Source organism: Ralstonia sp. Ralssp135, assembly GCF_047304345.1.
Classification (GTDB): Bacteria; Pseudomonadota; Gammaproteobacteria; order Burkholderiales; family Burkholderiaceae; genus Ralstonia; species Ralstonia chuxiongensis.
Genome location: NZ_JBGLYZ010000071.1, coordinates 1 through 9,191, shown reverse-complemented (window position 1 = coordinate 9,191; position 9,191 = coordinate 1). Strand labels below are relative to the sequence as shown.

Below are 9,191 nucleotides of genomic sequence, written 5' to 3'. Positions count from 1 at the left end.
GGCTGCGCGTGATCGTGCTGCCGCGCAATCGCGGCAAGGGCGTGGCTGTGCTGGCCGGGCTGGAAGCTGCTGCCGCGGCGGGCTTCACCTACGTGCTGACCATGGACGCCGATGGCCAGCATCCCGCAGAGCTCATCCCCGAATTCATGGCCGCCTCGCAAGCTGCGCCCGACGCGATGATCCTCGGCCAGCCGGTGTTCGACGCAACGGCGCCGCAGATACGCGTGCACGGCCGGCGCCTGTCCAATGGCTGCGCAGACATCGAGACCCTGTGGGCCGGTATTGGCGATACGTTGTTCGGCTTTCGCGTCTATCCGATTGCACCGCTGGCCGAGATCATGCGCCGGCACATATGGATGCGCGGTTTCGATTTCGACCCGGAAGCGGCGGTGCGCCTGTGCTGGGCGGGCGTGCGCCCGGTCCGGCTTGCAGCGCCGGTGCGCTACTTTCGCGCGCACGAGGGCGGCGTGTCGCATTTCCGGTATCTGCGCGACAACATCCTGCTGGTCGGGATGCATCTGCGCCTGGCGGCTGAGGGCATGCTGCGCTTGCCCTCGATGATTGCGCGGCGGGTGCAGCGCGGCTGGTAGCTTGCGGCGGCCGGATCAGACCGCTTCGGTGGCGGCCCGGGCCTGGTTCAGAAGGGTTTCTGCGGCGTGCCAGGCCTGTGACGCGGCGGACGGATCGCCAATCGCGCGCGCATCGGCCGTGGCACCCGACAGCAGCATCACGTACACGCCCGCAAGCTGCCGCGCCGTATTGGCGGGCACCACATCCTTGAGCAGCGTTTCCATCATTGCGAGCAGATCGTCGCGGTAGCGCACTGCCACGTCGGTCACCTTGGGGCAGGTGGCGCCAAACTCAGCCAGCGCGCGCTCGAACAGGCAGCCCGCAAATTCGGGAGTGCGGAACCATGCGCCGTACCACTCGAAGATGCCCTTGAGGCGGGAGGTGGCGTCGTGCATGGGGCTGAGCTTTTCGGCAATGCTGCCCATGACGAAGGTATAGCGCTGCTCCAGCACTTCCTTGATCAGATCTTCTTTGCCGGCAAAGTGCCGGTACAGCGTCATCCGAGCGACGCCGGACTCGTCGATGATCCAATCGACGCCCACGGGGTGAAAGCCGTGCTTGGAAAACAGCTCGCCGGCCTTGTCCACCACCTGTTGGCGCTTACTTGCGCGCATTGCTACCTCTCTTGATTGCCGAGCTGCATCTTAGCATCGGGCCCTTGTTGCGACCTTTGGGGGCTTGCCCCGAAAACGGTCGGTTGCAGGGTGTTGTTGCCGCGTCAGCTTTACGCTTTGATAACACAACGGCACACGCTTCCCGCTAAAGTAGACCGATCTATATCATGTGCCCGCAAATCCAGCGGGGGCGCGGAAGAGAAAGCGTTGCGCAGCCGATCTGGCGGCTGCCGGTTTTGCGAACGGGATCGCAAAAACGACCGGCACCGACCTGGCTGTCAGCGGAGTTTCTCTCGATCAACAGCAACAATAAAAGAAAGGGTCAGGCGAATGCGGAATCGTTTGCTGATGTTGGGGGTCGTGTCACTGCTGGCAGCGTGTGCCCAGCCGCAGCCGCCCAGCGATGTGGTGCGGGTGTGCGATGACCGCGGCTGTGCCGATCGGCCGAAAGCCCAGGTGGCGTTTGATCAGGCAAACATCCCCGACGAAGATCCGCGCATTGCCGCACTCAAGGAAGTTGCCAAGCGAGAGCCCAAAGCCGCCTACGACCTGGGCCTGCGCTATTTCCGCGGCGACGGCGTCCGCCAGGATAGCTACCAGGCTCTGAACTGGATGCGCGAGGCTGCCGAGCACGGCAACCTGCAGGCGCAAAAGGCGCTTGGTGCGTTCTATCTGTTCGGGCTGGAAGAGATGGGCTCCGACCCGCGCGAAGCCGAAAAATGGCTCTCGATTGCCGTGAGCCGCGGCGACAAGGAATCGAAGAAGCTGCTTGAGCAGGCACGTGCGGCCAAGAAATCTGACGAAGACGACTACAAGTGGCGCGCGCAATGGCGCAGCACTTACTACGGCTATTGGTATTCGGGTTATCCGTACCTCGGCGTTTGGCGCCAGACGAGCTGGTACTGGTACTGAGAGAGGCGCCGCAGTCATCCGTTTCAAAGCGTTTCAAGGCCGTTCGGGGAGGGGGAAAGCCTGTTGCACAACCCGCACGCCTGATCAAGGGGGGCTTATTGAGTCGCAGGACGCATAAGCCGAACATCGACTCAATGTGAGCCACACAACAATATGAAAACCAATCTTCTCAGCCGCACTGCCAAGGCCGCAGGCGTGGCACTGATCATCTCTTCCCTGGCTGCGTGCGCAGGCGGCGGCATGGTGACGCCGGGCGGTCAGAACGCCGGCGTGAGCGGTGCTGCCGCGGGCGGCTCCAGCGTGGGGGCAGACCCGACGCTCGAGCGCTGCGCCTCGCCGCTGGGCACCATCGCCATGGATGATGGCCGCAATGCCGACTGGTACGGCCAGTTCGGCAGCGCCACCAAGGTGACGACCATCGACCCCCTGCTGCGCATGGCCGTGCAGCAATCGAACTGCTTCGTGATCACGTCGATCGGCAACCAGAAGACCGACGCACGCCTGTCGCGCATCACCGATCTGCAGCGCAACTCCGGTGAATACCGTGCCGGCTCCAAGCAGCAGAAGGGCCAGCGTGTGGCGGCTGACTATTACATGGAGCCGCAGATCATCATCAACGACTCGCCGATCGGCGGTGTGGCAGGTGCCGTGGGCGGCCTGCTGGGCAACAGCGCCATCGCCGCGTTGGCCGGCAGCGTGAGGTCGAAGGCTTCGGTCGTGACGCTGACCCTGTTCGACGTGCGCTCGGCCGTGCAGATCGCAGCCGCCGAAGGCAGCTCGACCGCTACAAACTACGGTGCAGTGCTAGCCGGCTTTGGCGGCGGCGTGGGCGGCGGTCTGGCAGGTTTCTCCAGCACGCCGGAAGGCAAGGCCACGGTGGTCGCCTTTATCGACGCGTGGAACAAGATGGTCGTCGCGCTGCGCAGTTACAAGGCGCAGGACGTCAAGGGCGGCCTGGGCCGTGGCGGTCAGCTCAAGGTCAACTGATCGGGTTGAACCGGACCCGCACTGAAAGGGCGTTCAGCGCCTAGATGTGCGAAAGCAAAAAGCCTGCGGTGGTTGCGTCGCAGGCTTTTTGTTTTTTTAGGCGGGGCTGCGCTCAGCGCGCGTCTTTCGGCTTGTCGCCCTTGGGCCAGTCCTTGGCGCGCGCTGCATAGCCGGGGCACGGCTGTCGGTGACGATCAGCTCGCCGCGCTTGATGGCGTCGCCCATGGGCCCAGTGGGGTAGAGGCTGCGATGCCCTGAGCAGGCTTGCTGCTACGGCTTGAGAGACGGCGTTGTCGTATGGGGACACTCGCGTTCCAGCAGGGTGTGAACCGATTGTCTGGGCAGCGCTTCCTCGCTAGGCTGAGACTTTGCAGCGGAGGATTGCGCGATGAGCTGGCAGAACTGGGTCGTCTCAAGGATGGTGCGCAACCAGGTCAAGAAGCCGACCGAGCGGGAGCCTTTCGATCCCATCGCCACGCGCCTGCATGCCGAGAAGCGCAAGATGCCCTCACCGGTGGAATTGCCGCCGGATTGGCGCATCGTGCCGGCCAAGGGTATCAACGGCGACGGCCTTACCGGCGAATGGATCGAACCCGCTGATCCGGACCTGCATGACGACGCGCCCGTCGTCCTTTATCTACATGGCGGCGGCTATTTCTTCTGCAGCCCGCGCACACATCGCCCGATCACCATTGGCCTCGCCACGCATGCGCGGGCCCGCGTGTGCGTACCGGACTACCGACTGGCACCTGAACATCCGTTTCCCGCGCCGGTGGAAGATGCGCTCTTCACGTATCGCACGCTGCTTGCGCAGGGCGTGGCGCCATCGCGCATTGTGGTGGCCGGCGATTCCGCGGGCGGCGGGCTGGCGTTGGCGCTGCTGGTGGCCTTGCGCGATGCGGCTGACCCGCTGCCGGCCGGCGCGGTGCTGTATTCGCCGTGGACGGACCTGGCAGCCACCGGACAGAGCCTGATCGATAACGATGAGTCCGACGTGATGTTTCGCGGTGCCTGGATGGCGCACGGTGCGGCGTTGTACCTGGGCGATTCGGGCGCGCCGACGGACCATCCGCTCGCCTCGCCGTTGTATGCGGATTTCACGGGCCTGCCCCCGCTGCATTGCTATGTCAGCACCAGCGAGGTGCTGCGCGACGATACCCTCCGAATGGCCGAGCGCGCGCGGGCGGCCGGGGTATCCGTTTCGGTAGAAATGGGGCGGCGGCTTCCGCACGTGTGGCCGATCTTCTATCCTTTCCTTCCAGAGGCGCGCGTAGCGCTCAAACGATCGGGCGAGCAAATCAGAAGACTGGTTGCCGCCCAGCAGGAGAAGCGAGAACCGGTGGAATTGACACCGGCATGACCCGACCGATGGCGCCCCTGCGTAGCCCGGTCGGGATGCGCAAACGGGGAGCCCAGCATGCGTCGGGTGGTGGTATTTGGGTTGGTGCTGGCCGTGGCGGCTGGCGCTTGGCAGTGGAGTCGGCTGCATCGGCTGAGGCTCGCGGATGTGCGTTTTGCGCCGATCGAAAACGTCGCCGCTGCGACCGGCGCCGCGGGCGGCCCCGCCTTCAATGCCAACAAATCGCACTGGCTCCAGGCGTGCGACCAAGCGCTTGGCCCGATGCGCGTGGAGGTGCGCGCCATCGAAACGCCGCTGTCCTTCTCTAATGACCGCTCGGTCAGTCAACTCACCGCCGAGGCGCCGCCGTACGATCGCTCAGCCCGCGTGCTGGGCAAGACGTACGCGACGCTGCTGGCGCGCTTCGACGTCAACAGTCGCTACATGGCCATCGCCACGCAGCCGCCTACGACCTGCCTGCGGCCGTCCATCTCGGTGGAGCTGGTGCTGAACAACTTTCGGGTGACGGTGGCGCGCGAATTTGCGCCGGGCACTTGCGCGTACAACGCCATCCGCGAGCATGAGTTGCGGCATGTGGCCGTCAACCGGGCGGTGCTGCCGCACGCCGCCGAGGTGATCCGCAAGGAAATCGAGAGCGAATACGGCGGCCGGCTCTACTTTGGAGACCCAGACCGCATTGCCGCAGATTTGCAGGCAGCGCTCACGCGTCATTGGCTGCCGCGTGCGCAATCGCTGATCGAACTGGGCCTCCAGGCGCACGAGCAGATCGATACGCCGCGTGAGCAGGAGCGCATGAGTCGCGTGTGCAACGGCGAGGTGCAGGCCGTATTGCAACAACTCACGCGCAGCTAGCGCGCGAACACGTGCGAGTTCAGGCGGCCGGGCGGTGCGCGGCGCGTGCCTGCAGTTGTGTGACAGCCTGATCGACGATGGCTTCGGGCGGCAGCGCGATATCGACGATAACGGCGTCGGTGGGCTCTTCCAGCGCCTCGAACTGGCTGCGCAGCAGGTTCGGGTTGAAGAAGTGGTCTTTCCGTGCGGCGAGGCGGCCCTGCAGCAGATCGAAGTCGCCCTTCAGGTAGACGAATTCCGCGTTGCCGGCGGGACCGCGCAGCACGTCGCGGTAGCGCTGCTTGAGGGCGGAGCAGGCAACCACCAGCGATTGTCCGGTGCTCGTCTTCTCGTCCATGTAGGCGCGGATGGATTCGAGCCAGGGTTTGCGGTCGTCGTCGTTCAGGGGAATGCCGGCGTGCATCTTGGCGCGGTTGGCCTCGGAGTGGAACTCGTCGCCATCACGGAAAGCGCAGCCCAGCCGCTCGGCAATCTTCTGGCCCACCGTGGATTTGCCGCAACCCGAAACACCCATCACTACTACGATCATCGTCATTCCCTACGTGCAAGAAAGCGCAAAACATCAGGGCGGCATGTTAGCGCGTTGAAGACCGCGCCCGCCGATTTTTGCTGCTGCAGCGCAGCAATTGTTCCGCGTCATTGTTCGTCCGGTAACGGATTGCCAAATACGTCAAGCTGCGTCAAATTGCGGTGGGAGCAGCGGTTACAAATCATGCAGAACAAGGCCCCAAAAAGGTCAACGTTGATTGGAGGAGACATCCATGGCTGGTGAGGTTTTCGACGCGCGACCGCGCAACGGTGCGTCGTATGTGGTGGGCGATACGGCGGTGCCGCTGGCACACGTGACGGTCTCGGCGTTGCTGGCGGAAACCGTGCGTCGCTGTCCCGACGACGAGGCGGTCGTGTTCCGCGAACAGAACGTGCGCTGGACGTGGCGCGCCTTTGCCGAACAGGTCGATGCGCTGGCCGCCGGCCTGCACGCGCTGGGGCTGGAGCGGGGCGATCGCATCGGCATCTGGTCGCCCAACCGCGTCGAATGGGTGCTCACGCAGTTCGCGACAGCGCGCCTGGGGCTCATCCTCGTCAACATCAATCCGGCGTATCGGCTGTCGGAGCTGGAATACGCGCTCAACAAGGTGGGGTGCAAGGCCATCGTGGCGGCCGAGGCCTTCAAGACCTCGCGCTATCTGGAAATGCTGCAGACGCTTGCGCCCGAACTGGCGACTGCGCAGCCCGGCGCATTGAACGCCGCCAAGCTGCCGGCGCTGCGCTGGGTCATTCGCATGGGCGAGGCCGAAACGCCTGGCATGCTCAACTTTGCCGACGTCATTGCGCGTGGAAAAAGCGTACCCATTGATGCGCTGGATGCCATCACGGCCACGCTGTCGCCCGACGACGCCATCAATATCCAGTTCACTAGCGGCACGACCGGCGCGCCCAAGGGGGCGACGCTTACGCACGTCAACGTCGTCAACAACGCGCGCTTCGTTGCCATGGCGATGAACCTGCAAGAGGGCGATCGGCTGTGCATTCCCGTGCCGCTGTATCACTGCTTCGGCATGGTCATGTCGGTGCTCACGTGCACGGCCACGGGCGCGTGCATGGTGTTTCCAGGCGAGGCGTTCGACCCGCTGGCCACGCTGCGCACGGTGGCAGAAGAACGCTGCACGCAATTGCACGGCGTGCCGACGATGTTCATCGCGCAGCTCGATCATCCGGACTTCAAAAGCTTTGACGTATCGACCTTGCGCGGCGGCATCATGGCCGGATCGCCGTGTCCCATCGAGGTGATGAAGCGCGTCGTGTCGGAGCTGAACCTGCGCGAAGTCACCATCGCCTACGGCATGACCGAGACGAGCCCCGTGTCATTCCAGAGCGCCGTAACGGACCCACTCGACAAGCGCGTGACCACCGTTGGCCGCATCCAGCCGCATCTGCAGGTCAAGCTGGTGGATGGCGCGGGAGAGGTGGTGCCTGTGGGCGAGAAGGGCGAGCTGTGCACCAAAGGCTATTCGGTCATGCTCGGCTACTGGGACGACGAGGCCAAGACCGCCGAATCGATCCACGACGGCTGGATGCGCACGGGCGATCTGGCAACGTTCGATGCCGAGGGCTACTGCAACATCGTTGGCCGCGTGAAGGACATGCTCATTCGCGGCGGCGAGAATGTCTACCCGCGCGAGATCGAAGAATTCCTCTTCCGGCATCCGAAGGTGCAGGCCGTCAACGTGTTTGGCGTGCCCGACCCGAAGTACGGCGAAGAGGTCTGCGCGTGGATCGTGCTCAAGCCGGGGCAGCAGGCCACGGAGGATGAGATCCGTACGTTCTGTCAGGGCCAGATCGCGCACTACAAGATCCCGCGCTACATCCGCTTCGTCACCGAGATGCCGATGACGGTGACGGGCAAGGTGCAGAAGTTCGTCATGCGCGACCGCATGATCGAAGAACTCAAGTTGACGGTGGCCGCCACGGCCTAAAACCGGAGCTTGCAGTTTCGCCGCTGAAATGCCAACCGGTTGCGCGCGGCTTTTCGTTGCCATGACGATGCTTGCCGCGCGCAGCTTTGTTCGCCTGCCTGGGCAACGCCCGAGGTAAAAACCGAGACACTTCTCCCGCATGCGTCTTGCCGATAGGGGGCACTCGCAATCGAGCCGCCACGCGCGGCTGCGTGCTGGCGGTGCGTACGTCATCGAGGCATGCAAACCGCTGCGAGGTGCGCGGCGGGATGCTCACCCGCCGAGACCAACCGCTCACGCAATGTGAGCGACGATACCCCGATGTATCACGCCTGAAACACCCAGCCAATCGCTCGTCTCAAACATCGTGGCTGCGCGCATGCATGCGTGTGGTTTGAGTCTTCGCGCGAAGGTCATGCGTGCCATGGCCGCCATGCGTGACACGACGGTGTATCGGCGCCGCAACCGAAAAGGCGCAAACAGCCCCCAAAAGTCGCACGTATCGACACGATTGCGTGGCACGGCGCGCGCCCATGTACGCGCGTGTCGGTGAAACTTTTGCGTTTTCAAACGCTTAGAACACTCGTGTAGGGCGGGCCGGGAAGTTGGCACCGATTATGCAAACGAGCCGCCCCGGGGTGGGTCATGTTTTTCCCACAGGCAGAGCGCGCCGGCCTTACTGGCTGCGTTTCCAGCCGTCCCTCTCACCTTTATGGAGTGCGTTATGAAGAAGACCTTACTGGCCACCGCGATCGCCATGGGATTGGGGGTCTCTGGCGTTGCATTGGCCGACATCGGGAACACGGCGTCCGGTGCGGGTGACAAGACCCAAACCAATACGTCGACTATCAACAGAACCAACACCAGCACAGACACGACGACGAACACCGCAACCACCACAACCACGACGGCAACCGATAACTCGAATCAACACAACAATCAAAGCCAGGGCAGCAACCGCGACAACAGCGGCTGGGCCAACGCAGACGGCTATGGCACCGCCGCCGCCAACAACGGCGGTATGGCAACAGCAACATTCACCAACTCCTTCAACACAAGCAAGGCAATTGCAGTCTCGAAGCTGGACGGCACCGTCACCAACATCAGCGTGTCGGGCATTGGCAATGTCGCCACCAACAATGGCGGCTCGGCCAATGGCGGCGCGGGCGGGCGTGGCGGATACGGCTACGGCGGCGCAGGCGCTGGCGGCAACGGTGGCGCTGGCGGCGCAGGTGGCAGTGGTGGCGCGGGTGGCAGCTCGGGCAGCGTCACGCATGGCAGCGCGACCAACGGCGGCGCAGTGGCCGGCAACGGCGGCAATGGCGGAGATGCCGGCGGCAGTGCTGGCAGCGGCGGTAACGGCGGCAGCTCCGGCACGCTCTCGGCCAGTCTGGGCGCGGGCCTTGGCGGCGCAGCGGGCAGCACGAGCGCAGCTGGCGG

At 64.2% G+C, this 9,191-nt stretch carries 8 protein-coding genes and 1 pseudogene; 7 read left to right on the top strand and 2 right to left on the bottom strand.

Annotated features, from left to right (window positions below; translation table 11 throughout):
* On the top strand, window positions 1–590 hold a 590-nt coding region (locus ACCD03_RS25090; RefSeq protein ID WP_413413235.1), incomplete at its 5' end, for a glycosyltransferase.
* A gap of 15 nt (window positions 591–605) precedes the next feature.
* Here the strand turns inward: ACCD03_RS25090 and ACCD03_RS25085 are convergent.
* Window positions 606–1,184 carry a TetR/AcrR family transcriptional regulator gene (locus ACCD03_RS25085; RefSeq protein WP_316677017.1) on the bottom strand — a complete coding sequence of 193 codons (579 nt, stop codon included), beginning with the start codon at window positions 1,182–1,184 and terminating at the stop codon, window positions 606–608.
* Between the two features lie 330 nt (window positions 1,185–1,514).
* On the opposite strand from ACCD03_RS25085, the gene ACCD03_RS25080 reads away from it, so the two are divergent.
* The 4 genes from ACCD03_RS25080 to ACCD03_RS25065 all read left to right on the top strand — a co-directional run bounded on the left by ACCD03_RS25080 (window position 1,515) and on the right by ACCD03_RS25065 (window position 5,295).
* Complete coding sequence (locus ACCD03_RS25080; protein WP_316663857.1) at window positions 1,515–2,096, top strand: sel1 repeat family protein; 582 nt, start codon at window positions 1,515–1,517, stop codon at window positions 2,094–2,096.
* A 153-nt stretch (window positions 2,097–2,249) separates the two neighbouring features.
* On the top strand, window positions 2,250–3,083 hold the full coding sequence (locus tag ACCD03_RS25075; protein ID WP_045203800.1) for a hypothetical protein: 834 nt from the start codon (window positions 2,250–2,252) through the stop codon (window positions 3,081–3,083).
* 388 nt (window positions 3,084–3,471) lie between these two features.
* The gene (locus ACCD03_RS25070) at window positions 3,472–4,443 is read left to right on the top strand and encodes an alpha/beta hydrolase (protein ID WP_325648667.1); all 972 of its coding nucleotides are present in this window, start codon (window positions 3,472–3,474) and stop codon (window positions 4,441–4,443) included.
* A 57-nt stretch (window positions 4,444–4,500) separates the two neighbouring features.
* The gene (locus ACCD03_RS25065; RefSeq protein WP_325648669.1) at window positions 4,501–5,295 is read left to right on the top strand and encodes a hypothetical protein; all 795 of its coding nucleotides are present in this window, start codon (window positions 4,501–4,503) and stop codon (window positions 5,293–5,295) included.
* A 19-nt stretch (window positions 5,296–5,314) separates the two neighbouring features.
* Here ACCD03_RS25065 and ACCD03_RS25060 read toward each other — a convergent pair whose 3' ends face one another.
* Entirely contained in the window at window positions 5,315–5,824 is a 510-nt protein-coding gene (locus ACCD03_RS25060; RefSeq protein ID WP_325648679.1) for a gluconokinase, read from the bottom strand.
* A gap of 232 nt (window positions 5,825–6,056) precedes the next feature.
* Here ACCD03_RS25060 and ACCD03_RS25055 point away from each other — a divergent pair, with 232 nt between their 5' ends.
* Together ACCD03_RS25055 and ACCD03_RS25050 are read left to right on the top strand one after the other, a co-directional pair.
* Window positions 6,057–7,772 carry an AMP-binding protein gene (locus ACCD03_RS25055; protein WP_045203797.1) on the top strand — a complete coding sequence of 572 codons (1,716 nt, stop codon included), beginning with the start codon at window positions 6,057–6,059 and terminating at the stop codon, window positions 7,770–7,772.
* A gap of 703 nt (window positions 7,773–8,475) precedes the next feature.
* Window positions 8,476–9,191: pseudogene (locus ACCD03_RS25050) on the top strand (hypothetical protein); the annotation flags it as partial.